The sequence below is a fragment of the Confluentibacter flavum genome (genome assembly GCF_002843175.1).
Taxonomy (GTDB): Bacteria; Bacteroidota; Bacteroidia; order Flavobacteriales; family Flavobacteriaceae; genus Confluentibacter; species Confluentibacter flavum.
Genome location: NZ_PJEO01000042.1, coordinates 1 through 25,580, shown reverse-complemented (window position 1 = coordinate 25,580; position 25,580 = coordinate 1). Strand labels below are relative to the sequence as shown.

The 25,580-nt window shown below is 34.7% G+C and carries 26 protein-coding genes; 12 read left to right on the top strand and 14 right to left on the bottom strand.

From position 1 onward, the window contains the following. The 3 genes from CSW08_RS11570 to CSW08_RS11555 form a co-directional block, all read right to left on the bottom strand. The gene (locus tag CSW08_RS11570) at nucleotides 1–288 is read right to left on the bottom strand and encodes a riboflavin synthase subunit beta (protein ID WP_106660075.1); all 288 of its coding nucleotides are present in this window, start codon (nucleotides 286–288) and stop codon (nucleotides 1–3) included. 563 nt (nucleotides 289–851) lie between these two features. Continuing rightward, nucleotides 852–1,337, bottom strand: a complete 486-nt coding sequence (gene ribH / locus CSW08_RS11560; RefSeq protein WP_106660042.1) for a 6,7-dimethyl-8-ribityllumazine synthase — start codon at nucleotides 1,335–1,337, stop codon at nucleotides 852–854. A gap of 1 nt (nucleotide 1,338) precedes the next feature. After that, nucleotides 1,339–2,109, bottom strand: a complete 771-nt coding sequence (locus CSW08_RS11555) for a tetratricopeptide repeat protein (RefSeq protein ID WP_106660041.1) — start codon at nucleotides 2,107–2,109, stop codon at nucleotides 1,339–1,341. Nucleotides 2,110–2,242: 133 nt separating this feature from the next. Between CSW08_RS11555 and recF the strand changes: the two genes are divergently transcribed. The 5 genes from recF to CSW08_RS11530 all read left to right on the top strand — a co-directional run bounded on the left by recF (nucleotide 2,243) and on the right by CSW08_RS11530 (nucleotide 4,932). Continuing rightward, entirely contained in the window at nucleotides 2,243–3,322 is a 1,080-nt protein-coding gene (recF, locus tag CSW08_RS11550; RefSeq protein ID WP_106660040.1) for a DNA replication/repair protein RecF, read from the top strand. Between the two features lie 3 nt (nucleotides 3,323–3,325). After that, nucleotides 3,326–4,006, top strand: coding sequence for a mutarotase (locus tag CSW08_RS11545; RefSeq protein ID WP_106660039.1), 681 nt, complete (start codon nucleotides 3,326–3,328; stop codon nucleotides 4,004–4,006). Between the two features lie 29 nt (nucleotides 4,007–4,035). Continuing rightward, nucleotides 4,036–4,332: a DUF721 domain-containing protein gene (locus CSW08_RS11540; protein ID WP_106660038.1), complete on the top strand. Its 297-nt coding sequence runs from the start codon at nucleotides 4,036–4,038 to the stop codon at nucleotides 4,330–4,332. Nucleotides 4,333–4,433: 101 nt separating this feature from the next. After that, entirely contained in the window at nucleotides 4,434–4,625 is a 192-nt protein-coding gene (locus CSW08_RS11535) for a cold-shock protein (RefSeq protein ID WP_100612358.1), read from the top strand. 115 nt (nucleotides 4,626–4,740) lie between these two features. Continuing rightward, nucleotides 4,741–4,932: a cold-shock protein gene (locus CSW08_RS11530; RefSeq protein ID WP_106660037.1), complete on the top strand. Its 192-nt coding sequence runs from the start codon at nucleotides 4,741–4,743 to the stop codon at nucleotides 4,930–4,932. Between the two features lie 89 nt (nucleotides 4,933–5,021). Here the strand turns inward: CSW08_RS11530 and CSW08_RS11525 are convergent, their stop codons facing one another. After that, a complete protein-coding gene (locus tag CSW08_RS11525) occupies nucleotides 5,022–5,441 on the bottom strand; it encodes a nucleoside-diphosphate kinase (protein ID WP_106660036.1) in 420 nt (139 codons plus the stop codon). Between the two features lie 179 nt (nucleotides 5,442–5,620). On the opposite strand from CSW08_RS11525, the gene CSW08_RS11520 reads away from it, so the two are divergent. Genes CSW08_RS11520 through CSW08_RS11500 form a run of 5 tightly spaced genes read left to right on the top strand, consistent with a single transcriptional unit; the run spans nucleotide 5,621 to nucleotide 9,738 of the window. Continuing rightward, nucleotides 5,621–6,640, top strand: coding sequence for a DHH family phosphoesterase (locus CSW08_RS11520; RefSeq protein ID WP_106660035.1), 1,020 nt, complete (start codon nucleotides 5,621–5,623; stop codon nucleotides 6,638–6,640). Beyond that, complete coding sequence (gene gldI / locus CSW08_RS11515) at nucleotides 6,633–7,178, top strand: gliding motility-associated peptidyl-prolyl isomerase GldI (protein WP_106660034.1); 546 nt, start codon at nucleotides 6,633–6,635, stop codon at nucleotides 7,176–7,178. Before CSW08_RS11520 ends, gldI begins: the two co-directional genes overlap by 8 nt. Nucleotides 7,179–7,181: 3 nt before the next feature. Beyond that, the gene (locus CSW08_RS11510) at nucleotides 7,182–8,306 is read left to right on the top strand and encodes a peptidylprolyl isomerase (RefSeq protein ID WP_106660033.1); all 1,125 of its coding nucleotides are present in this window, start codon (nucleotides 7,182–7,184) and stop codon (nucleotides 8,304–8,306) included. Between the two features lie 6 nt (nucleotides 8,307–8,312). Beyond that, nucleotides 8,313–9,242, top strand: a complete 930-nt coding sequence (lgt, locus tag CSW08_RS11505; protein WP_106660032.1) for a prolipoprotein diacylglyceryl transferase — start codon at nucleotides 8,313–8,315, stop codon at nucleotides 9,240–9,242. A gap of 10 nt (nucleotides 9,243–9,252) precedes the next feature. Further along, entirely contained in the window at nucleotides 9,253–9,738 is a 486-nt protein-coding gene (locus CSW08_RS11500; protein ID WP_106660031.1) for a DUF192 domain-containing protein, read from the top strand. 3 nt (nucleotides 9,739–9,741) lie between these two features. On the opposite strand, the gene CSW08_RS11495 is transcribed toward CSW08_RS11500, so the two are convergent. The 6 genes from CSW08_RS11495 to ychF all read right to left on the bottom strand — a co-directional run bounded on the left by CSW08_RS11495 (nucleotide 9,742) and on the right by ychF (nucleotide 17,535). Further along, entirely contained in the window at nucleotides 9,742–12,399 is a 2,658-nt protein-coding gene (locus CSW08_RS11495; protein ID WP_106660030.1) for a DNA gyrase/topoisomerase IV subunit A, read from the bottom strand. 9 nt (nucleotides 12,400–12,408) lie between these two features. After that, nucleotides 12,409–12,543, bottom strand: coding sequence for a hypothetical protein (locus tag CSW08_RS18435; protein WP_262496554.1), 135 nt, complete (start codon nucleotides 12,541–12,543; stop codon nucleotides 12,409–12,411). Nucleotides 12,544–12,707: 164 nt separating this feature from the next. Next, on the bottom strand, nucleotides 12,708–14,558 hold the full coding sequence (locus CSW08_RS11490) for a DNA topoisomerase IV subunit B (protein WP_106660029.1): 1,851 nt from the start codon (nucleotides 14,556–14,558) through the stop codon (nucleotides 12,708–12,710). Nucleotides 14,559–14,883: 325 nt separating this feature from the next. After that, nucleotides 14,884–15,792, bottom strand: a complete 909-nt coding sequence (locus CSW08_RS11485) for a DMT family transporter (protein ID WP_106660028.1) — start codon at nucleotides 15,790–15,792, stop codon at nucleotides 14,884–14,886. Nucleotides 15,793–15,856: 64 nt separating this feature from the next. Next, nucleotides 15,857–16,318, bottom strand: coding sequence for an SRPBCC family protein (locus CSW08_RS11480; RefSeq protein ID WP_106660027.1), 462 nt, complete (start codon nucleotides 16,316–16,318; stop codon nucleotides 15,857–15,859). A 122-nt stretch (nucleotides 16,319–16,440) separates the two neighbouring features. Continuing rightward, nucleotides 16,441–17,535 carry a redox-regulated ATPase YchF gene (gene ychF, locus CSW08_RS11475; protein WP_106660026.1) on the bottom strand — a complete coding sequence of 365 codons (1,095 nt, stop codon included), beginning with the start codon at nucleotides 17,533–17,535 and terminating at the stop codon, nucleotides 16,441–16,443. 475 nt (nucleotides 17,536–18,010) lie between these two features. On the opposite strand from ychF, the gene CSW08_RS11470 reads away from it, so the two are divergent. Next, the gene (locus CSW08_RS11470; protein WP_106660025.1) at nucleotides 18,011–20,689 is read left to right on the top strand and encodes a TonB-dependent receptor; all 2,679 of its coding nucleotides are present in this window, start codon (nucleotides 18,011–18,013) and stop codon (nucleotides 20,687–20,689) included. A 109-nt stretch (nucleotides 20,690–20,798) separates the two neighbouring features. Next, nucleotides 20,799–22,277 (top strand): carboxypeptidase-like regulatory domain-containing protein, encoded by a 1,479-nt coding sequence (locus tag CSW08_RS11465; RefSeq protein WP_106660024.1) that lies wholly within the window; start codon nucleotides 20,799–20,801, stop codon nucleotides 22,275–22,277. A gap of 61 nt (nucleotides 22,278–22,338) precedes the next feature. On the opposite strand, the gene CSW08_RS11460 is transcribed toward CSW08_RS11465, so the two are convergent. The 4 genes from CSW08_RS11460 to tnpA all read right to left on the bottom strand — a co-directional run bounded on the left by CSW08_RS11460 (nucleotide 22,339) and on the right by tnpA (nucleotide 25,477). Continuing rightward, entirely contained in the window at nucleotides 22,339–22,887 is a 549-nt protein-coding gene (locus CSW08_RS11460) for an NADPH-dependent FMN reductase (protein WP_106660023.1), read from the bottom strand. Nucleotides 22,888–23,600: 713 nt separating this feature from the next. Continuing rightward, nucleotides 23,601–24,089, bottom strand: coding sequence for a hypothetical protein (locus CSW08_RS11455; protein ID WP_106660022.1), 489 nt, complete (start codon nucleotides 24,087–24,089; stop codon nucleotides 23,601–23,603). A 238-nt stretch (nucleotides 24,090–24,327) separates the two neighbouring features. Then, complete coding sequence (locus tag CSW08_RS11450) at nucleotides 24,328–24,957, bottom strand: cation transporter (protein WP_106660021.1); 630 nt, start codon at nucleotides 24,955–24,957, stop codon at nucleotides 24,328–24,330. Nucleotides 24,958–25,024: 67 nt separating this feature from the next. After that, the gene (tnpA, locus tag CSW08_RS11445; RefSeq protein ID WP_106658059.1) at nucleotides 25,025–25,477 is read right to left on the bottom strand and encodes an IS200/IS605 family transposase; all 453 of its coding nucleotides are present in this window, start codon (nucleotides 25,475–25,477) and stop codon (nucleotides 25,025–25,027) included. Nucleotides 25,478–25,580: the final 103 nt, after the last annotated feature.

The following is a 25,580-nucleotide window of genomic DNA, read 5'->3' as shown; positions in this document are numbered from 1 at the left end:
TTACTTTGAAAAGAAAATGGATAAATCGAATCCGATGATAAAAAGGCATATAAGAATCAGAATAGCCGCAATAATCAATATACGTTTATTGGCTTCTTTATCTGGATTTGTCTTTAAATCGTCTATAGCATTGGTGAATTTTGTTTTCAGTCCGTTGTTACTACCAACCGTTTTTCTGTACTCATCAAATTTATGCTTAATTTCAAAAGGACTACCTTCTCCTTTATCATCAAAATAACGAGGTGTATAACTGAATTTTTTGTTTTTACGCAATTTTAAAAGTCCCATGATTTTACGGTTTTTGTTACATGTATTTTTTTTCCAATACATACATACAAATCAATAATAATACCAAAACCAATATCAGTATTTTCATTGACATGCCACCTTTTACTTTGCGGTTATTCAAGTGGCTACCTTGTTTCCATTTAGAAACAAAATCCGTGTCTTTATCAGTGTTTACCTGATTCGTATCTGAATTTGTTTCTCTAGAAAATCTAGGTTTATAATTGAATGATTTATTTTTACGCTGATGAAACAAAATAGCTGTATTGCTTATACCTCAAAAATACTTAAAAATAGATAGAAACTAGGAAAGGAATTGCTAAAAATTGTTAACAGTTACTAAGTGGCAAAGTTACAAAGTTGCAAAGTTGCAGAGCTACAGAGTTACACGGTTATACAGGTGTAAAGTTTCAAAGCAACAAAGTTGCAGAGTTGCAGAGTTGCAGGGTAAAATTTTAAAACTAAAAACTGCTTAGAAACTTTGAATCTTAGTCACTTTGCAACTTTGAGGCTCAGAAACTTTGAATCTTTGAGTCTTTGAGACTTTGAAACTTTGTAACTTCTATTTAAGCGTTCTTACGCAAATCAGCCATTTTAATAGCAGCAATGGCAGCTTCAGTCCCTTTATTTCCATGTTTACCGCCAGAGCGGTCTATGGCCTGTTGCATGGTATTATCTGTAAGGACACAAAAAATGACGGGCGTATCGTGCAACACATTTAAATCCTTTATGCCTTGGGCAACACCTTCGCAAACAAAATCGAAATGCTTGGTTTCCCCCTGAATCACACTTCCAATGGCAATAACAGCATCAACCATTTGCTCCTGCATTTTTTTGCTACCATAAATAAGCTCAAAACTTCCTGGAACATGCCAAATTATAATACTTTCTGGCGACACACTATTCTCTATAAGCGTGCTATAAGCACCTTGAAATAGGCCTTCGGTAATCGTATCATTCCACTCAGAAACAACAATCCCAAACCGAAAATCTTTCGCGTTTGGGATTGTAGATTTATCGTAATCTGATAAGTTTTTATTAGCTGTTGCCATATTATTTATTTGCCAACACTTGCGCTTTTCCTATAAATACATCAATAGTTGCTGCTTCAGTCGAATTAGGAAATTCTTCTTTAATTTTTTCGAAATAAGTTAATGCCTTATCCGCTCTACCTAATTCTAAAGCAATAGCGCCAGCTTTGTATAAGTACATGGGCGCTGTATACTCGTTATTTCTCATATTGGCCGCTTGCTCATAGTAATCTAAAGCATCTTCTGGCTGATTTAATTGCACAAATGCATCACCAATATTTCCTTTTGCCAATGGGGCCAATATTTCATCATCACTTTTAAAATTACCCAAATGCTCAACAGCCCTTTTGTAATCTTTCAATCTTAAATAGGCAGTACCCGCGCAATAGTTAGCTAAATTCGCCGCTGGGGTACCACTATATTCTTCAATAATATCCAAGAAGCCATATTTACCTTCGCCACCGTTCAATGCCAAATTGAATAAAGAATCTTTTTCAACACCATTTACAGCTTCATTAAAATATTTCTGAGCTTGAAACATGTCGTTCATAGCTTCCACTTGTTTTGGTTTTGCTATAAATTCATTATAGCCTAAATACCCAAGTACAACTGCTGCAACAAGTCCTATTACAATAAAAATATATTTTTGGTTCTTTTCAACGAAGGCTTCTGTTTTTGAAGCAGTTTCATCAAGTGTATTAAAAACCTCAGCAGTTGTAGAACCATCTTCAATATTCTGCTGTATCTCTTCTTTTGTTTTTGGTCTGTTTCCTCTTTTATTATAAGTTGCCATGTATTGTATTTTAATGCGCCGCAAAAATATAATTTTTCTTCATAACTAAAAGGGTATTTATTTGATATTTTTCAATAATTTGCAGTTCTTTTTACGAGTTTGCACTCCAAATACCCCATAAGTTATTATTTATATGATTTTAAAATCGCTTTCACTTCTTAATTATAAAAATTTTGATAGCAAATCATTTGTCTTTAACGACAAGATAAACTGCATTGTAGGTAACAATGGCATAGGAAAAACGAATGTTTTAGATGCTATTTACCATTTATCTTTTGGGAAAAGCTATTTTAATCCGGTAGCGACCCAAAACATAAAACATGATGAAGATTTTTTTGTCATTAATGGTGATTACCATAAAAATGATAACACCGAAAAAATAGTGGTTAGCTTAAAGCGTGGACAAAAAAAAGTAATAAAACGCAACGGGAAAATATATGACAAGTTTAGCGACCACATCGGATTGTTGCCTTTGGTTATCATTTCACCCACCGATAGAGACCTTATTATTGAAGGTAGCGACACCCGCAGAAAATTCATTGACAGCGTCATTTCCCAAAGTGATAAAAATTATTTATCAGATTTAATAAAATACACCAAAGTATTGGCTCAGCGCAATGCGCTTTTAAAATATTTTGCTTTGAACCACACATTTAATGCGGACACCATTGATATTTACAACAATCAGTTAACAGACTATGGTACACGTATTTTTGAAAAACGAGCTGCTTTTTTAAAGGCGTTTATCCCTGTTTTTAAGTCGCGCTACAAAGTCATAAGCAACGATAAAGAATTTGTAGAATTGGTTTATGAAAGCGATCTATTCGACAACGACCTAAACACACTTTTACAAAACAACATTAATAAAGACAAGGCTTTACAATACACCAATGTTGGTATCCATAAAGACGATTTAAGTTTTAATATTAAGGAGCACCCTATTAAAAAATTTGGAAGTCAAGGGCAACAAAAATCATTTTTAATTGCTTTAAAATTGGCGCAATTCGATTTTATAAAAGCACAAAGTGGCGTAAACCCTATTTTATTATTGGATGATATTTTTGATAAATTAGATGAAAATCGTGTTGCCCAAATCATTAAATTAGTCAACGATGAACATTTTGGGCAGTTATTTATCAGCGATACTCATGCAGAACGTACTGAAGATGTTATCAAACAAGTGCATCAATCTTATGAAATGTTTAGGCTTTAGAAAATGAATCTGGAAGAACATTATAATAAGCTTTATGCCGATTCCATAATTAAAATTAAGGATGACGATTACGAAATTGACCACTTAATAAATTCACCTTTAGACAACAGGTTCGGTATAACACTTTTAACAAGACCTTCTGTTGAAGTTAAAAATGATATTCAAAAATTTTTAAATGAACTTAAATCGATAGACCCATATCAATATTTTTATGGGAATTCAGATATTCATGTGACGGTTATGTCTATCATTTCATGCTATAACGGTTTTCAGTTAGAACGCATCAATATTTCAGAATACATTAATTTAATATCCAAAAGCTTAGTTAAAAATTCTAAAATTAAAATTGAATTTAAAGGTGTTACTGCATCACCTTCATGTATCATGATTCAAGGTTTTATGAATACCAATTTTTTAAATCTTATTAGAAATAATTTAAGAGAGAACTTTAAAAATAGTAACTTACAGCAAAGTATAGACAAACGTTATTCCCTACAAACTGCCCATACTACAGTTGTTAGATTTCAAAATAAAATAAATAATAAACCAGCATTTTTAAAAATAATTGAAGCATATAGACATTATGATTTTGGTTCTTTTGAAGTAAAAAACTTAGAATTAGTTTATAACGATTGGTATCAAAAAGAAAAGCATGTGAAAAAATTATATGAATTTAGTATTTAAAATTAAGTCCAACCCCTTAATAAAAAATAATGCCAAAACGCCATAACGAACATATCAGTATTTCCGATGCCCTTAAAGAATTTGTTGAAACCAATAAATTGGAAACAGGGCTAAATAAAGTTAATGTGGCCGATGCTTGGGCCGACTTAATGGGCAATGGGGTTAATAATTATACAACATCGGTACAATTGGAGCGTGATGTTCTTTATGTACAACTGAGTTCTAGCGTACTTCGAGAAGAATTAAGCTACGGAAAAGAGAAGATTATTTCTATGCTAAATGAAGCCCTAGGAAAGCCTTTAATTAAAAAAATAGTGCTACGTTAATAACTATCATTATATTAATTAAAAAAATATTAATTAAAAAATAACTAGTTATTATCAATTATAGTTATATCTTTGTCACTTAATTTTTTATATTTATAACAATGAGTAAAGGTACCGTAAAATTCTTCAATGATTCTAAAGGTTTTGGATTTATCACTGAAGATGGCAACAACAAAGAACATTTTGTACACATTTCTGGATTAACAGATGAAATTCGTGAAGGTGATGCAGTAGAATTTGATTTACAAGAAGGTAAAAAAGGTCTAAATGCAGTAAACGTAAAAGTAATCTAATATATACTTTAACAATTTACAAAAAAAAGCCTGTCAATTAATTGACAGGCTTTTTTTGTTGCTCCAATAATTTTTTCTATATATTTGTTATTATAACAAATTTAATTTTTTAAGTATGAGTAAAGGCACCGTAAAATTCTTTAATGAGTCTAAAGGTTTTGGATTCATTGTCGAAGATGGTTCGAAAAAAGAGCATTTTGTTCACATTTCTGGATTAGTTGACGAAATTCGCGAAGGCGATACCGTTGAATTTGATTTACAGGAAGGTAGAAAAGGGTTAAACGCAGTAAACGTAAAAGTCATCTAATATATATACATTATCTATTATTTTAACTTTTGAGAAATTTAAAAGCCTGCTAATTAGCAGGCTTTTTAATATAAAGATGTTTCGCTTTTTTAAAACATCTCTCTTCCTGAAAAATGAAAAGCACCTTCAATAGCGGCATTTTCATCACTATCACTTCCATGTACCGCATTTTCACCTAATGATGCAGCATACATTTTGCGTATCGTACCTTCGGCAGCATCGGCTGGGTTTGTGGCTCCAATTAAAGTTCTAAAATCTTCCACAGCATTATCTTTTTCTAAAATGGCGGCTACAATAGGTCCGCGAGTCATATAGTCTACCAATTCTCCAAAAAATGGGCGTTCTTTATGAATTCCATAAAAAGATTGCGCATCAGCTTTTGTCATTTGTGTTAATTTCATTGCCACTATTCTAAATCCCGATGCTGAAATTTTTTCAAGTATCGCACCAATATGCCCTTTTTCAACAGCATCTGGTTTTAGCATGGTAAATGTTCTATTTGTTGCCATTTTTTTATTTTAAATTATTCAATTTTTTAACTATTTGATAACTAGGAGTTCATGAAATTATAAACTAAGTATTTAGAAAATATATTAGAAACCCTATTTGTAATTTTCGGTGCAAAAGTAACGTATTTCTCATTAAAACAAGTTAATCCAATTTTAAAAAAATTGTATCTTCGCTTCCTATGACACAACAAGATATTGAACGAATTAAACAATTATTGGCGTCCCCAAAACAGATTGTTATTGTTCCGCATAAAAACCCTGATGGTGATGCTATGGGTGCCACGCTTGGTTTATATCATTACCTCAAAAAATGCAATCACCAAGCGACCGTAGTAGCACCTAATGATTATCCAGATTTTTTAAAGTGGATACCGGGCGACAACACCGTTTTAAAACACGATTCCCAAACAAAAGAATGTGATAATTTAATACAAAAAGCCGATATTATTTTTACCCTAGATTTTAATGCCTTGCATAGAACCGGCAATATGGAACCTGTTTTAACTGAAAGCAATGCCATAAAAATAATGATAGACCATCATCAAGCACCGGATGACTTTGCTGCTTACATTTTTTCGGATGTTGCCATGAGTTCTACCTGCGAAATGGTATATCATTTTATTGATATGTTGGGAGATACCAACAACATTGATGCTAATATTGCTACCTGTTTATATGTTGGTATTATGACCGATACTGGCTCATTTAGATTTTCATGTACGACAAGCCACACACACCGCATCGTTGCAAACCTGATTGAAAAAGGAGCCAACAACTCCCAAATCCATAATAATGTTTATGATACCAATACGTATGAAAAACTACAACTTTTAGGGTGTGCACTTAGCAACTTAAAAATTATTCCAGAATCCAAAACGGCTTATATTACTTTATCCCAAAGAGAATTAAATAAATACAATTACAAAAAAGGAGATACGGAAGGTGTTGTTAATTATGGTTTGTCATTAAACAATATTGTGATGGCTGCTATTTTTATTGAAGACAAACAAGAAGGTATTATTAAAATATCGTTGCGTTCCAAAGGAGACTTTTCTGTTAATGAATTTTCTAGAACTCATTTTGAAGGTGGCGGCCATACCAATGCTGCTGGAGGCAAAAGCCATTTGTCCTTAAAAGATACAGTTGAAAAATTTATTAGTATATTGCCTAATTATAATAAAGCCCTAAATAATGAATAAATTACTAACCCTAGCACTCCTTTTCTTAGCTTTTGTTAGCTGTAAAATGCCAGAAGCCAGAAGACCAGTTTCTGTAAAAACAGGCTCATTCATTGATGCTTCTGTAGAAAGGAACAAAAAATTAAACGCCAAAGAACAAGCAACCATTAAAAAATTAATGGAGCAAGAAAAGAAAGATTACATTGCTTCCAAAAGTGGTTTTTGGTATTATTACAATACTAAAGTAGAAAGTGACAGCTTAGAGACTCCTGAATTTGGTGATGTTATTAATTACGATTATGACGTTAAAGACTTAAATGGTTCTTTAATATATTCCAAAGACGATATTAAAGACAAAACCTATGTCATGGATAAGGAAGAATTATTTACGGGGCTTCGTGAAGGATTAAAACTTATGAAAACCGGCGAAACCGTTACCTTCTTATTTCCTTCCCAAAAAGCATATGGTTATTATGGCGATTTAAATAAAATTGGAACTAACATACCGCTTATGTGCGAAGTTACCGTTCATTCAATTACTGAAAACCAATCTGATTAATGTATGCGAATTTTTAAAAAGCTTCTAAGTTTATCCCTGATTTTTGTAATAGGATTTTCGTCATGTAAGGCACAATACCCAGATTTAAAGGATGGTATATATGCTGAATTTGTTACTACCGAAGGCACGATGGTTGCTAAATTATTTTATGACAAAACACCTATAACGGTTGCTAATTTTGTGTCGCTTGCTGAAGGCACTAACACGCTTGTTGATGAAACGCACAAGGGCAAAAAATTTTATAACGGACTTATTTTCCATCGTGTTATGGACGGATTTATGATTCAAGGAGGTGATCCTATGGGGAATGGCATGGGAGGTCCAGGATATAAATTTAATGATGAATTTAAACCTGATTTAAAACACGATAAACCTGGCATATTATCTATGGCCAATTCAGGACCTAATACTAATGGAAGTCAGTTTTTTATAACCGAAGTACCAAAACCTTCCTTAGACAATGTGCATACTATTTTTGGTGAATTGGTTCTGGGAATTGATGTCCAGGATTCCATTTCTAATGTAAAAACTGACCCCGCCAATAAGCCTTTAGAAGCTATTGTTATTGAAGAATTAAATATTATTAGAAAAGGTAAAGAAGCGAAATCGTTTAATGCTGCCAGTATTTTTAAAAATCATTTTGCGGAAATAGAACGCATAGAAAAAGAAAAAGCAGAAAAGAAGGCGGCTTTGCTAAAGTCTAACCAAGAAAAATTCAATACACAAAAAGAAAAAACAACCACCCTCCCTTCTGGCTTAGAATATATTATTACCGAAAAAGGCACAGGTGAAAAACTGACTGAAACCCATAAAATATTGGGGAATTATACTGTTTATTTTGAAGACGGTAAACTCTTGGGGACTAGCAAACTAGAAACCGCAGAAGCGCTTGATGCTGTTAATCCCCGCCAAAAAGCAGCGAATGGGTATGAACCTATCATTTTTGAAATTGGTCCAGATGCCAGAATGATACCCGGATTTAAAGAAGGTTTAAAACAATTAAGTGTTGGTGATAAAGCTACGATTTTTATCCCTTATCATTTAGCTTATGGTGAAACTGGAAATAGAGATATTCCCCCAAAGACCAATTTAATATTTGAAGTTGAAATTTTAGAAATTTTGAAATAAGAATCTATGTATTTATTAAAATTTGATTGGAATCCTATATCGGCCATTAACATAGTAGGCAACTTTAACCTCCATTTTTACAGCCTTATGTGGGTTGTCGCGTTCATTCTGGGTTGGTATATTATGAAGCGTATTTTCATTAGAGAAAAAATAGATTTAGACTATTTAGATCCCTTATTTATATATACTGTTCTAGCGACCATGTTAGGTGCTCGTTTAGGTCATGTACTGTTTTATCAATCGGAACTTATTTCAGAAGATTTTTTCAGCATTTTTTTACCATTCAGTTTTAAAAATGGGATTGAATTTACAGGATTTCAAGGCTTGGCAAGTCATGGCGCTGCCATTGGTATTATTATCGGCATGTATTTATATAGAAAAAAATATAATTATAAATCATTGCTTTGGATATTGGACAGGGTTGTTATCTCAGTAGCTTCAGGAGCCGTTTTTATTAGAATAGGGAATTTTATTAATTCTGAAATTATTGGAAAGGTAACCGATTCTAACTTTGGTGTCCGCTTTATACAAGACTACTATAACAAATATGAAATCACCCAGTTAACAGGTATTAAAGACGTTCAAAAAGCTTACAATGCCCTTATAGAAAATCCACAGTTTGCTGATTTATTGGACGCTGTTCCTTACAGGCATCCAGCACAATTATATGAATCTTTTTGTTATATATTTGTATTTTTAATCTTGTGGTTTGTTTATTCTAAAACCCAAAAAAGGGATCAAACGGGCTATCTATTTGGTCTGTTTTTAGTGTTGCTTTGGACCATTCGTTTCTTTGTGGAATTTTTCAAAGAGCCGCAAGGTGAGGAATATATTAATTGGTATGGATTGAATACCGGACAATGGTTAAGTATTCCTTTTATCATCATCGGTCTTTATTTTATGTTTGTTTACAAACCAAAAGTACCCGTAAAATAATGAGTTCAATATGTATTTAAAAAAGAATATAGTTGTTTATTTAAGCTTAGGAATGTTACTTCATAGTATTTCAGGTTGTAAGGATGAAAAAAAGTCTATCAAACAAACTGAAGTTACATTTACGAAAGAAGGTGACCTGACTATATTTAAAATCGCAACCGATTCTACCGAAATTTCATTAGATATTGAAATTGCTGATACGGATTATGATATTCAAACAGGTTTAATGTATAGAAGCTCCATGAAAACCAATCAAGGAATGTTATTTGTTTTTGATGACGTTAGGGAACGCTATTTTTTCATGAAAAACACACAAATTCCCTTGGACATCATTTATATTGATGATAACAAAAAAATTGTGAGCTATCAAAAAGATGCTAAACCCTTTGATGAAACTTCATTGCCATCAAACATTCCTGCCAAATATGTTTTAGAAGTTAATGCAGGTCTTGTTGATACTTGGCTACTTAAGGAAGGTGATAGTTTAAGTTGGTAATCATTAAAATAAAGTAATTTGTCCTTCGCCATCAATTTGAAAACCCTCTTCATCATCATCATCGTTCTTACTGTCAGAATCCGTGGATTGAGAATCTTCATCTAAAACAGTTTCTTCATCAACCACCTCTATTTCGTCGGCATGGATTTCCTCAGGAGCCTCATAAGGCAACGGGTCCAATAAATTAACTTGCTTTATTTTATCCGTCGTTAATTGATTTCCAATGGCTTTTATACCTTTAATGGCAATAAAATCCTCTAGATTGACTATTTGCGTTTCTTTTGGGTCTTTACCTTTTTGTTTGACGTAAATGACTTCTGCCATAGGTCGCCAATCAGTTGAGACGATTTCTAATTGTGACTTTTCATGCTCGGAAATAAAAACATCTTCCTTATTTTCGTTTTCAATTAAAAAACGTTTCACATAATAGCGTTCTTTTTCTCCATCATAATAAATGGCTGAAATTGGTTTTTTGGGAATCCATTTTTCCAACACAATCATGTCATCATCAAAATGGGCTGTAATTTCTGGAACAATCGTTTTAACCACACCCGATTGGTTAATGATTAAAATACGATCTTCACCTCTAAACTCGCCGATAAGTTCGCCTCTACCATCTACATTTAAACGTTGCACGGCATCATCAAACCAAATTTTTCTAGGTTTTAAAGTGGATATTCCTTTTTCTTTAAGTTCTACTTTTTTAATGGAATACTTGGTAACCAAATTCCCTTTAGAAACTCTTCCTTTAATAATAATATCTGAAAAATCAATGTCCCATTTTAACTTTTTGATACTTCCCGCCTGACGTAACAAAATAGTAACAACCTCTGCTTCCCCATTATGGTTGGCCGAAAAATATAAAATACTGGATAATTTGTTTCCGTTGGTTAAATCGTATTCTTTATCTCGGGTAATGCCCGTTACCGCAAATCGTTTTATATACGATGGGCCACTTTTCCCATCCCTATAAATCATATTATAAATAGTTCTATTGTCTTTTTTATTAAAAACAGCTACGTGAATGATGTCTTTGCCAACAAAGGTTTTGGCATCCACTTTGGTCACCATCATTTTCCCTTCTCCGGTAAATACAATAATATCGTCAATGTCGCTACAATCGCAAACATATTCGTCTTTTTTAAGCGACATGCCCACAAAACCTTCTTCCCTATTGACATATAGTTTTGTGTTTCGGATAACCACTTTTGTGGCATCTACATCATCAAAAGCCCGTATTTCGGTTTTACGCTCCCGCCCTTCACCATAATCATTTTTCAGTCTAGTAAAATAAGCAATGGCATACTCTATTAGGTGTGCTAAATGATGTTTTACTTCTGCGATTTGGTCTTCTAAAGCTTCAATTTTTTGTTGGGCTTTATCAATATCAAACTTAGAAATACGCTTGATTCTGATTTCCGTTAAACGCACAATATCGTCTTCCGTAATCGCACGTTTTAAATGTTTGATATGTGGTTGCAATCCTTTATCGATGGCACTGATAACACCTTCCCAAGTTTCTTCCTCCTCAATATCACGATAGATTCTCTTTTCAATAAAAATACGTTCTAAAGAAGCAAAATGCCATTGTTCTTCTAGCTCCTTTAATTTTATTTCTAAATCACTCTTTAAAAGCTGCACCGTATTATCGGTAGAACGGCGTAACATTTCCGAAACCCCCACAAACAATGGTTTATTGTCTTCAATAACACAACCTAAAGGCGATATGGGCGTCTCACAACTTGTAAAAGCATATAAGGCATCAATGGTTTTATCTGGAGAAATGCCAGGCGGTAAATGCACTAAAATTTCAACATTGGCTGCGGTATTATCTTCAATCTTTTTGATTTTTATTTTGCCTTTATCGTTGGCTTTTAAAATAGAATCGATCAGCGTAGAGGTATTGGTTCCAAACGGAATTTCGGTGATGACCAATGTATATTTATCGAGCTGCGATATTTTGGCCCTTACACGAACACGTCCACCGCGCAAACCATCATTATAATTTGAAAAATCGGCAATGCCAGCCGTTGGAAAATCTGGAAAAAGTGTAAAGCTTTTTCCTTTTAGATGCTTGATGGAGGCATCGATGAGTTCAATAAAATTATGTGGTAATATTTTTGTTGAAAGTCCGACCGCTATCCCTTCGCCCCCTTGTGCCAATAGCAAAGGAAACATGACCGGCAAATTTACAGGTTCTTTTCGTCTGCCATCATACGATGACTGCCATTCGGTAATTTTCGGATTGTAAACAACGTCTAAAGCAAATTTAGATAAACGTGCTTCAATGTAACGGGATGCCGCAGCACTATCGCCCGTTAAGATATTGCCCCAGTTTCCTTGGGTATCTATTAATAAATCCTTTTGCCCGATTTGAACCATGGCATCGGCAATACTAGCATCACCGTGTGGGTGATATTGCATGGTATGACCCACAATATTTGCCACCTTATTGTAACGCCCATCATCCAAATCCTTCATGGAATGCATAATACGGCGTTGCACAGGTTTAAAACCATCTTCAATGGCCGGGACAGCACGTTCTAATATAACGTAGGAAGCATAATCTAAAAACCAATCTTTGTACATGCCCGTTACTCGGGTAATGGTTTCTTTTGGTTCGTCTTGTTCGTTAATTAAATCGTTACCGTTTTCAATCATTAATTATTACTATTTTTTTGGCCTACCAGTAAGCATCGTTTTTCCTGAGGGCTTATCTTTGGCTTTACTTATATTTCTATTAAATGCCGTTACAAAATCATAAACCTCTCTTCTTACCAATTTAGTTTCTTTTGAATATAACATATCTGTTTAGTTTTAAAGCCTGAATTAATCAGGCTATATTAATTTGACTTTTTTGTACAAATTTACGTCTAAACTTCTGTATTTTAATTCTATTTAACTAAAATTTAAATCAAATTCTCATTTTATTAATCTTAAAATAACAAATAGATAATTTTGGATACCTTTTATTCAATAATATCTAATTCTACCTTTAAATTATCAATAATAAACTCTTGTCTATCAGGTGTGTTTTTACCCATATAAAACTCCAATAAATTTTCGATGGACATGTTATCATCCAACATCACAGGATCTAACCGAATGTTTTCACCAATAAAATGCTTAAACTCATCAGGCGAAATCTCACCAAGTCCTTTAAATCGTGTGATTTCTGGTTTTGGTTTTAACTTTTCAATCGCGTCCCTTCGTTCTTCATCAGAATAACAATAGATGGTTTCCTTTTTATTTCGAACCCTAAATAAGGGCGTTTGTAAAATATATAAATGGCCTTCTTTTATAACTTCTGGAAAAAACTGCAGAAAAAAAGTGATGAGTAGTAACCTAATATGCATGCCATCTACATCCGCATCGGTTGCTATTACCACATTATTATACCTTAAATCTTCTAAGGATTCTTCAATGTTTAATGCTGCTTGAAGCAAATTAAATTCTTCATTCTCATAAACAATTTTTTTGCTCAAACCATAACAGTTAAGCGGCTTTCCTTTTAAACTGAAAACGGCTTGTGTATTGACGTCCCGTGACTTTGTAATACTTCCTGATGCAGAATCTCCCTCAGTAATAAATAAGGTGGATTCTAAACTTCTATCGTTTTTAATGTCTCCCAAATGCACCCGGCAATCACGTAATTTTTTATTGTGAACACTGGCTTTTTTGGCACGATCTTTTGCCAATTTCCTAATGCCTGATAATTCTTTACGCTCGTGTTCTGCCTGAAGGATTTTGCGTTGAATTTTATCTGCCGCCTCTGGGTTTTTATGCAAATAGTTATCCAGATAGGTTTTTAAAAAATCATTGATATAGGTTCTTACCGTTGGAAGATCCCCACCCATATCGGTTGAGCCTAGCTTTGTTTTAGTCTGACTTTCAAAAACGGGCTCCATGACTTTAATAGCAATGGCACACACAATAGATTTACGCACATCGGACGGGTCGTAATTTTTCCCATAAAACTCCCTAATGGTTTTTACCAATGCTTCTCTAAAAGCCACCAAATGCGTTCCTCCTTGCGTGGTGTTTTGTCCGTTTACAAACGAATGGTACTCTTCACTATACTGTGTTTTACTATGAGTCATGGCCACTTCAATATCGTGACCCTTTAAATGGATGATTGGATAAGCTCTATCCGATTCATTGATGTTTTCACTTAATAAATCTTTAAGGCCGTTTTCACTAAAATACTTTTCACCGTTGTAAACGATGGTCAACCCTGTATTTAGGTACACATAGTTTTTAAGCATCTTAATGATATATTCATTACGATACTTATATTTTTTAAAGATGATTTCATCTGGAACAAAAGACACCTTGGTGCCTTTTCTTCTTGTCGTATCATCCAGTAAATCTTGATTGATTAAGTTTCCCTGTTCAAATTCTGCGGAAGCCGATTTATTATCCCTTGTAGATTCTACCCTAAAAAAAGAGGATAGCGCATTAACGGCTTTTGTACCCACACCATTCAATCCAACCGATTTTTTAAAAGCTTTAGAATCGTATTTGCCTCCTGTGTTCATTTTGGAAACCACATCAACCACTTTTCCTAAAGGAATACCCCGACCATAATCGCGTACGCTCACTTTATTGCCTTGAATGGAAATTTCAATGGTTTTGCCAGCTCCCATAACATACTCGTCTATGGAATTGTCTAAAACTTCCTTTAGTAGAATATAAATACCATCATCTGGAGAAGACCCATCACCCAATTTACCAATATACATCCCTGGACGCATACGAATATGTTCTTTCCAGTCTAGCGAGCGTATATTGTCTTCTGTGTAGTTGGTTTGTTCGATCATATATCTTTTGGCATGTTCTGTGAGGGAACGCTAATATAGTATTTCAGTTTAAAAAAAGAAACTGCCATGACACAAAGTAATTAACAATATTTTTTTGATAAGTTCGTTGGTGGGTTTTGGGTTCAAGGTTTTGGGTTCAAGGTTTTGGGTTCAAGGTTTTGGGTCCAAGGTTCTGGGTCCAAGGTTCTGGGTTCAAGGTTTTGGGTTCAAGGTTTTGGGTGTTGGGTTTTGGGTTCTGGGTCTTGGTTGGTAATAACAATTTAAACTTTGAAGCCCAGAAACTTTGATTCTCTGAAACTCTGAGGCTTTGAAACTTTTTTAACTTTTAACTTTTAACTCTTTTCAACGATACCAATAAAATACCAAAAATAACTACCAAGGCACCAAACAATTGCAACCAGGTTAATTGTTCACCTAAAAAAATACCCGCTAGAATGATGGTTGAAATAGGCCCAGCACCAGCAATAATGGCAAAATTTGAAGAATCAATCATTTTTATCGATTTAGACACTAGAAATGAGGGGATTACTGTGGCAAATATTGCTATTAAAAATCCTAAAAGATAAACTTCCCAAGTATAACTAAAAATACTGGTTTCCTTAATTATTAAATAATGGACAAACACACAGATACAGGACACAATCATGGCATAGGATGTGAATTTCATGACGCCAAATTTCGGAATTAACCAACCACTGCCCACCAAATAGGATGCATAGGTAATGGCACTTAGCAATATAAAAAATCCACCAATATAAGTATCGTTTCCAGAAATAGCTACCTCATCCCCAAAGGCGATTACAATACCTATATACGTTAAAATAATAGCTGCTATTTGAACGTTTGTTATCCGATTTTTTAAAAAAACCTTATTAAAAATAATCACCATCGTTGGGTACAAGAACAATATGATACGCTCTAAACTCGCCTTAATGTATGATAAGCCCACGAAATCGAAGTAACTTGATAAGTAATAGCCTATCATACCAAAGAACACAATCCAATAGTAATCCTTGTTTTCTAAAACAACGTGCGCTTGTTTGTTTCTGTTCCACAGGACTATGATGATGTAAAAAGGACATGCAAATAACATGCGCAACAACAGAATACTTATGGCATCAACATCGTATTGGTACGCTAATTTCACCATCACTGCTTTGGATGAAAAAAGGACAATTCCTAAAAGTCCTATTAGAACACCATATATAAATGTAGTCGGTTTTTTTATTCCCATGAGGCGAAGATAGCCCTGTGTTTTTTCAATAAAATGCAGAAATTTGACAGATTACGATGCTCATTTAATCAATTTTAAGCGATTCTGCCTTTTGTTTTAAATAATTGCCTCTGGTTTTTAAAAGGTTGGCCATATATCTTTTAAGAAATAACTGGTTAGCCAACTGACCAATAATACCCAAAGGAGATTCAAAATCGAATGTATCAACCATAAGTGTTTGATTGTCCAATTTTTTGAAAATATGATCATGCCTAAACGATTTAAATGCTCCATAAACCATTTCATCCACAAAATAATGGGGCGAATCAAATTCGGTAATTCTGGATGTTAAGTGCTGTACAATACCAAAATGTTTCGCTTCCCAACTCACCCATTCACCCAATTCTATGAGTCCGGATATTTTTCCTGCAATAGCCTTTTCTTGGGAATGCCGTAACGATTCTTGATGAATATCAATATTCCGAGCTAAGTCAAAACAGGTTTTAACATCGGCATTAATAAGGGTATGTATTTCAATTAGTGGCATGACTATTTCTGAGGTATTTACATTACAAAATAACGTATAAAATAAATATTTACCTACAAAAAACCAATTTTTTTATTTAATTATGGAATGGGGACAAAAATAGGCCTATTACTGATAATAGTTTACACATTAAACAAGAAATGCATCACATCACCATCATTGACAATATAGCTTTTCCCTTCAACACGCATTTTGCCTGCTTCTTTTACCTTTACCTCACTACCGTAGGTCACGTAATCATTATAAGAGATCACCTCGGCTCTAATAAATCCTTTTTCAAAATCGGTATGGATAACTCCTGCAGCTTGTGGCGCTGTGGCTCCTATATCAATCGTCCATGCTCTCACCTCTTTAACACCAGCGGTAAAATAGGTTTGTTGGTTCAATAATTTGTATGCAGAACGAATTAATTTAGCCGAACCCGCTTCATCCAATCCGATGTCTTGCAAGAACATTTTGCGTTCTTCATAATCATCCAATTCATTAATATCGGCTTCAATAGCCACAGCCAACACCAATACTTCCGCATTTTCATTTTTTACAGCTTCCTTAACCAATTCTACATAAGCATTCCCAGAAACGGCAGACTCTTCATCCACATTACAAACATACATCACTGGTTTCTCTGTAATAAACTGTGTTGGTTTTACAAAATCGTTATAATCATCTTCGCTAAATTCCAAGGCGCGTATAGAAACACCTGCTTCCAGATTATCCTTGATTTTCATTAAAACGGCTTCTTCTTTTTGGGCGTCTTTATTGCCTGTTTTAGCAGCACGTTTTACCTTCTCCAGTTTTTTATCAACCGTTTCCAAATCCTTTAACTGCAATTCCATATCGATGGTTTCCTTATCCCTAATCGGGTTTACATTGCCATCAACGTGTACAATATTATCGTTGTCAAAACATCGCAACACGTGCAAAATCGCATCGGTTTCCCTAATATTTGCCAAAAACTGGTTACCCAATCCTTCACCTTTACTAGCGCCTTTAACCAATCCAGCAATATCAACAATCTCTACGGTTGCTGGCTGTACCCTGACTGGTTTTACCAATTCGGTAAGCTTTTCCAATCTAGCATCTGGTACATTGACAACACCTATGTTAGGTTCGATGGTACAAAATGGAAAATTGGCACTTTGTGCTTTGGCATTGGACAAACAATTAAATAAGGTTGATTTCCCTACGTTTGGCAATCCTACGATTCCTGCTTTCATCTGTTGATTTTTATTGTTTTTTAATTGTCAGATGGTACACCCTTAACAATCATCCGTATGCATGATTGTATTCTCATGGGTGTTTCATCTGTTGATTTTTATTGTTTTTTAATTGTCAGCTGCAACACCCTCAACAATCATCCTCGTGTGTGTGAATGCTATTCTCATGGGTGTTTCATGTTCCTATCCCTAGTCCTTTCTGAGGAAAGGGAATTTCAGGGCAATTTTAAATTATACTTATTTTTTCATCTTGCTTCCTTCTCTTTGGGAAGGATTGAGGATGGGAGATTTTGCGAGTGCAAATATAGACTATATTAACAGTAATTTATAATTTTTTTACAATAGCAATAAATGAATTATAACCAGTTAAAATTATGTTTTGATTAATATTATGTTGATATTTTGCCATTTACGTATAGTTTTTCATAAAACTTTAACATATCTTAGTCTTGACTAATTCAAACAACCTTTTAATATGAAAAAAAAATTATTCCTGTTTCTATTTCTAACAGCAGCAACCACTTTTGCCCAACAAACTGTTTCCGGTATTGTTAAAGATGCTAATGGAGTTCCAATCCCAGGAGCTAATATTGTAGAGAAAAGCACTCAAAATGGGACTACTTCAGATTTTGATGGTAAATACAAGATTGATGTTGGCAGCAATGCGACCTTAACATTTAGTTATGTAGGCTATAACACCTTAAGCGTCGCTGTAAATAATCAAACCACTCTAGATGTTACCTTGGAGGATGGTGAAACTCTAGATGAAATTTTTATAGTTGGCTCCCGTAGTCCAAAAAGAACAGCTGTAGATACTGCTGTAGCCATCGATGTTATTGATGTTTCTGAAGTGACTACCCAAGTGGGAAAAGTTGAAATCAATGAAATGCTTCAATATGCAGCACCTTCATTTAATGCGAACAAACAAACGGGTTCTGATGGCGCGGACCACGTGGATCCTGCATCTTTAAGAGGTTTAGGCCCCGACCAAACCCTTGTTTTAATTAATGGTAAACGAAGACATCAATCGTCTTTGATAAACATTTTTGGCACTAGAGGTCGTGGAAATACTGGAACCGACCTTAATGCCATTCCTGCTTCTTCCATTAAAAGAATAGAAATTCTTAGAGATGGTGCCTCGGCACAATATGGGTCTGATGCCATTGCGGGTGTTATCAATATTGTTTTAAAAGATAATGTTGATGAACTCACTGGAAGTGTTAGTTATGGCGCCTATAGCACAAACGCTGATGTGAATACAAGTGATTTTGGCGAATATGGCGCTTGGAACACAGATGGATATAGACTAGATACCGATAAAGATGGCAATGCCATTGGAAAAGATAGAAATTTTGATGGCGGCTCTGTAAAAGTAACCACTAATTATGGTTTTAAAATTGGTGAAGAAGGTTATGCTAATTTTACCACGGAATATTTAAGCAAAAATAAAACCTTACGCCCTGCTTTCGATTTTAGAAAAGGTTTTGGTGAAGCCTCAATTGATGCTTTTAATTTCTTTGGAAACTTAGCCATTCCCGTTTCTGAAAATACGGAGATATATGCGTTTGGAGGTAGAAATTACCGAGACACCGATGCGTTTGCATTTACAAGAAATGGCGGTGAACGTGTGGTGGAATCTATTTATCCTAACGGATTTACACCAAGAATCACCTCAAATATCATTGATAATTCTGTTGCTGCTGGCGTAAGAACAACAACAGCAAGCGGTTGGAAAATTGATATTAGTAATACCTACGGAAAAAACGATTTTCATTACTATATAAAAGGAACGCTCAACGCTTCTTTGGAGGATGTATCGCCAACCGATTTTGATGCGGGCGGACATAGCCTAAGTCAAAATACCATCAACTTTGATTTTTCAAAATACTATGATGATGTATTAAGTGGTATGAACTTAGCGTTTGGAGCTGAGTATAGAACAGAACGATTTATGATTTATGCGGGTGAAGAAGCTTCGTATGGGACATACACCGAAAATGGTATTTTAATTACAGACCCAAGCACACAAACACAAGCTGAAGATGATGAAGGTAATCCCCGTCCTGGTGGCTCCCAAGGTTTTCCAGGGTATAGCCCCGCGAATGTCGTTGATAGAAGTAGAAGTAATTTGTCGCTTTACGCTGATGCAGAATTTGATATAACGGATGCTTTTTTATTAAGTGCTGCTGCGCGTTTTGAAAACTTTAGCGATTTTGGAAGCACTGTTAACGGAAAATTAGCAGCTCGTTTAAAAGCTACGGATAATATTAATATTCGTGGTTCTATCAGCACAGGATTTAGAGCACCTTCGTTAGCTCAAATATATTACAACTTAAGGTTCACGAACTTTGTGGGTGGTGTTGCTTTAGAATCTTTATTATCTCCAAACAACAGTCCGGTTACAGCTTCCTTTGGTATTGGTCCGTTAAAAGAAGAAAAAGCACTCAACACAGCATTAGGTTTTACTGCTACATTTGGCGATTTTACAGCCACAGTTGATGGATACTACATACAAGTTAAGGATCGTATTGTACTTACCGGTAATTTTGATGCACCACAAATACCCAATGTGGAGGCAGCTCAGTTTTTTGCCAATGGTGCCGATACAAAAACGACTGGTTTAGATGTTATTTTAGCTTATAAAACCAATTTAGATAGTGATAGTTCTTTTGGTGCCACATTCTTGGGCAACTTTAACGATATGAAAATTGATAAAGTAAAAAATGGCACATTAGACGAACAAACCTTTTTTGGCGAACGCGACAAAGCTTTTTTATTAACGTCGGCACCCAATAGCAAGATGAGCTTAAATCTTAATTACGATAAAAAATGGTTTGATGCCGCTTTAACGTTTACCAGATTTAGTGAGGTCGAATTATTGGATTACCAAATGTATGAAGACCCTGCAGATTACGGTGGTTTCAATGAACAAATCATAGCTGCAACCGATACTTATGGCGCAAAAATAGTAACGGATTTAAATTTAGGCTTTAAACTTTCAGAAAGCTTAAAATTGAATGTAGGTAGCAACAACCTTTTCAACATCTACCCCGACCAACAAGATGATTGGACAGAAGCTGGTGGTTACTGGGATTCTGTACAAATGGGTTTTGGTGGTGCTTATTACTATGCCAAGCTTAATTTTAAATTTTAAAAGTTAAAGTACGTTAAAAGTAAAAACCGAGCTATTTTTGCTCGGTTTTATTTGTTTTTATTTGTAACGTTTCAGCTTATAAATCGTTTTTATAAAGAACATATTTGTTATGAAAAAAATAGTATTCCCCTTCATTGTTTGTTTTGGTTTGCAAATAATATCGGCACAAAACATCACTGCCAAATTAATTGACAAAACTACCAAAGCCCCAATTCCTTTTGCCACTATAAAAACGGGCAACTACAGTGGTGTTATTTCTAATGAAGAAGGTTATTTTACCATTAATCCTAATGCTTTAGAAAACACAAACATCCTCATATCGTTCATGGGTTATGGCAGCAAAACGCTGACTATTGCCGATATAAAATCCCTAAATTACAGCATTGAATTAGAACCAGCCGTTAACCAACTTGACGAAGTGTACCTCAGCAATAAAACACCAAACATCGATTCCATTATTGCCCGTGTAAAACGCCATGCAAACAAAAATTATAGTACCGACTTAAGGCAATATGACATTTTTAGAAGAGTAGCCGATTATGTCGATTTTGAAAACCTCAACTTTGAAATCGATAAAGCGTCACAAGTTAAAAAGCAACAATTGGAGCAGGTGAATACCGATTTACAAGCGTTGACCAATGCCATTAGGAATAGTAAAACGGTTCATTATATAGATTTTAAGGGCACATTGTACACCCAAACCAAAGACTCCACCAAACTCACCGTGAGCAAAGCCACCAAATTGTTGGACCACAATAAAGATTTCTCGATAGACAAGGTTCAGGAGCGTGCTAAAAATATCATGTTGCGCTATTTAGATACCACCAAAACCTATAAAGTAAAAACCGGGCTCTTTAAAATTGAAGATTCCTTGTCGTTTGCAGAAATAAAAAAAGAGGAAAAAAAAGAGGAAAAAGAAGAATTTGACATCAACGGCCTAAAGGGAGCTACTAAAGGCTTACTAAGATATTCGAGATTTTATAATAACTCGTTTTTAATGACTATTTTAAACCCACGCTTATATGACTATACCATAGACGATATGACCGTTTACAACCAACAGCTCACCTACATTATAAGCTACCAACCCAGAAAAGGTAAAGCAAAATACAGTGGCAAATTGTATGTCACCGATGGCGATTATGCCGTTACCAAGGTCACGTACAGCTATTTTGAAAACCGACATGGCAGCAAAGTGAATTTGAAGCTTTTGCTTGGTGTTAAATATGAAGAAAACCTAAACAGTGGGTTGGTGCTTTATCAAAAACAAAATGATAGTACCTACCAACCCAAATATATAAAACATGAAAGTGGCAGCTATTTTTACGTAAGCCGGGATTTAACGCTTATTGAAAATAGCAAAGACCGTTATAAATTAAGCACCGACTTTACCATAGAAGGCAGCAACCGTACTAAAGAAGAACTTTTAATAACCAACACCAAAGCAACAACGCTAAATGATTACAATAGTATTACACAACAAAAAAAGACACCTTACCAATCCTTAACCAAGTTTGATAATACCATTTGGGGGAGTGAAGAGACGCTTGAGCCATTACAGGAAATGAAGGCGTTTGGGAATGAGTGAGTTTTGAAGGTTTAATTATTGGATTCTAATGGCCCCATATTTTACGATGTATTGGGTGGCGTTAAAATTTATTCACCCAGCTTTCGTAAGCCCTGATAAAGTCTTGAAGAAAGGTTTTTGTGTCCTCTACTAAAGTGCCTGCTTCATCAAATAAGCTTTGTGCATTTCCAATATAGGCTTCAGGTTGTTGCATCATGGGAACATCGACAAACACCATCGATTGGCGAAGAAGGTGATTGGCTCCAAATGCCCCCAAAGCACTAATGGAAACACTTACCACAGCACCAGGTTTTCCTGCCCAGCTATTTTTGCCATAGGGTCTTGAAGCTACGTCTATAGCGTTCTTTAAAACAGCAGGAATGCCCCGGTTGTATTCCGGGGTGAAGAATAAAAATCCATCCGAATTTTTTATTTTGTTTCTGAATTGCACCCATTCCTGTGGTGGGTTTCCCTGATCTAAGTCTTCATTATAGTATACAAGTTGACCAATTTCCACGATTTCTAATTCTAAATTCGGGGAAGCCAATTTCATGACTTCGGTCGCTATCTTTTTGTTAAATGAGCCTTCTCTCAGACTGCCAACCAATACGGAGATTTTCTTATTAGCCATATCATTAGTTTTTTAAATGTTTTATATATATTAAATGTCACACTAAAATATATACACCAGTATTTTTTTTTCTTGATGAAAAAATTAATTAAACAAATAATATCCTACAAGATAGTTTATAGACTTATAAATGAGTTATGTAATTACTGTGAAGATTTACAGTATTCACATTTTTTAACTGGTGTTTGGAAGATGAATTTTACAAGAGATGTATTGCAGAGTGCCATAGTGAGCAGGAGTGTTCAGTAAATACTTTGTCTTATGTAAGTTTATAAATTCTGTGGTTTTCTGCTATTGTTTTAAGAGTGAGGAAGCGTGTTTCGTCCTATTACGTCCCTGCTGCTAGCGCTCGTTTGCAACGAGTGCCCAATTACAATTAGTCAAAAAAACCAGTGCTATCTATTTCTAAAACTGCTTTCCACTGGATTGTTATGCATATAATCTATTTTTTGTTTTATAACTGATTTACTACGAAGGCACTCGTTACAAACGAGCGCTAGCGGTGTATTAACTGGTGTTTGGAAGATGAATTTACAAGAAATGTATTGCAGTGGAAAAGTTAGCAGGAGTGTTCAGTAAAATACTTTGTCTTATGGAAGTGTGCGGAAGCGTGTTTCGTCCTCTTAAGCACCAGCTCTGCGAAGTCCCTGACTTCGTAGCTGTTTTTTAATTAATTAAATATGCGAAGTTGCAAACTTCGCAAAGCGGAGGTTTTAGTTGGCAGGTTTGTATTGGAATTTTGCGATTTCCTTCCATTCTCCATTATTTATGGAGCGTTCTTCGAAAAAATCAATCATACCTTGGTTAGGTTTCATTGTAACCCGATATCTCGTAAGTTTATCAGTTGTTTGTTGTTGACCCTCGAAGCTAAATCTATCTTCAATCCATGAACCGCGCAATGTTCGCGAACCTCCACCACTATATAATCCATAGTAAATATAGATTTTTTCCGATGGAGAATATGTGAAGTAACTAACAGATTTACGGGTTTTCTCATTTTCGTTATCGACGGAAAGACACTGCAAATGATTTCCTTGGATCCAATCGCAAGTTTCAATATAAGTTTTTTCACTTCCATCGATTGTCCAACTGCCAACAATAAAAGTGAGTCGTTGTTGCTCGGGTGTAAGATTATTTGTTTGCGCATTTGAATTAGAAATAAATAATATTATCGCTAAACTAAAGAATAGATGTTGCGTCAAGTTAATTTGTTAAAGGTTTTGTATTTAGTTTATCTATGCCTGCTTACGTTTTGAGGATTTAAATTGTTTTAATATTCATATCCAAAGACACTGTAACAAGTTCAGCACCAACAAACGAATTTAAATTATTTATATCAGAAAATCAACACACCACAACACCCTTTATTAAGAAAATAATGTCATTACACGTTAATAACCAAATGCCTTTAAATATATAGAATAGCATTCCATATACGTTTCAATCACAACAGCAATGTGTATCGTTTTTGGCTTTTTCAAAACATTCTTTGCCTTCCTTAAATGCAAAATAAGCCAGACCGAGCGTCCCCAAACTATCTATATAAAGAATGCCAAACAGTTCATAAATACCACTACTTACAAGCAAAATAACGGACATATACACACAAACCATGGTGCAATTGGCATCTGCCAAAATAGGTGCCGAGTTTAGTTGGTTGCCCACACGGCGTTTCCAAGCCACCAAAGCCCACATCACCACGATGGAGATGGCCGAAATAATAACGCCCCAAAAGGTGGTTAAGGGTTTATGCCCTATCCATATATTGTACATACTGGTTATGACCAGTGCAACAACCAAAATATAAAAAGCAAACCCTGTGATTCTTAAAGCGGTACGTTCAAAACCATCCCTTTTGCTTTCAGGGTTACTTTGAATTCTTAAAATCATGTGGGCAATTCCCAAACCAGAAATCACTTCAATAAAACTATCCGCACCAAAACCAAAAAGGGCTAAGCTTTCATCTTCAAATCCCAAATAGGTCGATATCAAGCCTTCCAAAATGTTATAGATAATGGTAAAAACAGCCAATCCAAAAGCGACCTTATATAATTTTTTACTGTCTTTCATTTTGTATTGTTTTTGAAACAAGGTACTCAATTCATAATAAACTACCCCGGGGCAGAGCCCCGAAGTATTAGAAATCAAAAAGTGTAAGCTGAGCTTCATATACCTTTTGATATTTTATTTCTTTACCTTGATTTTCAATATATTTTTTGATAACATCTTTGTTCCCGTATTGACCTACTGTGTTTGCATAGTAACCACTTGTCCAAAAGTTTCCTCCCCAAAGCTTTGTCTTCACTTCAGGAAATCGTCTGAAAATTTCTTTCGCCGTGATACTCTTTACTTTCATACAAATTTCACTCACCGACAAACTGGGAACACTTTGTATTAAAAAATGAACATGGTTTTCTTCATAACCAACTTCCACAAAATGTATTTCATAGCGTTGTGACAAATCAATACATATTTCTTTCAAACCAAATCCAACTTCCTCTGTAATAACTGAATTCCTATATTTTACAGGAAAAACTAAATGATACAGAAGTAATGTTTTGTTATGTCTTTTTAAAATATGATCATCCATAGTTCAAAACTACACTTTTTCAAAGTGTTATGAAAAACCATCCGTTTTTCAAACTTTTCCTCTATTGTCCCCGAGGCAGAGCCTCGAGGTATTTTCTTCGAAT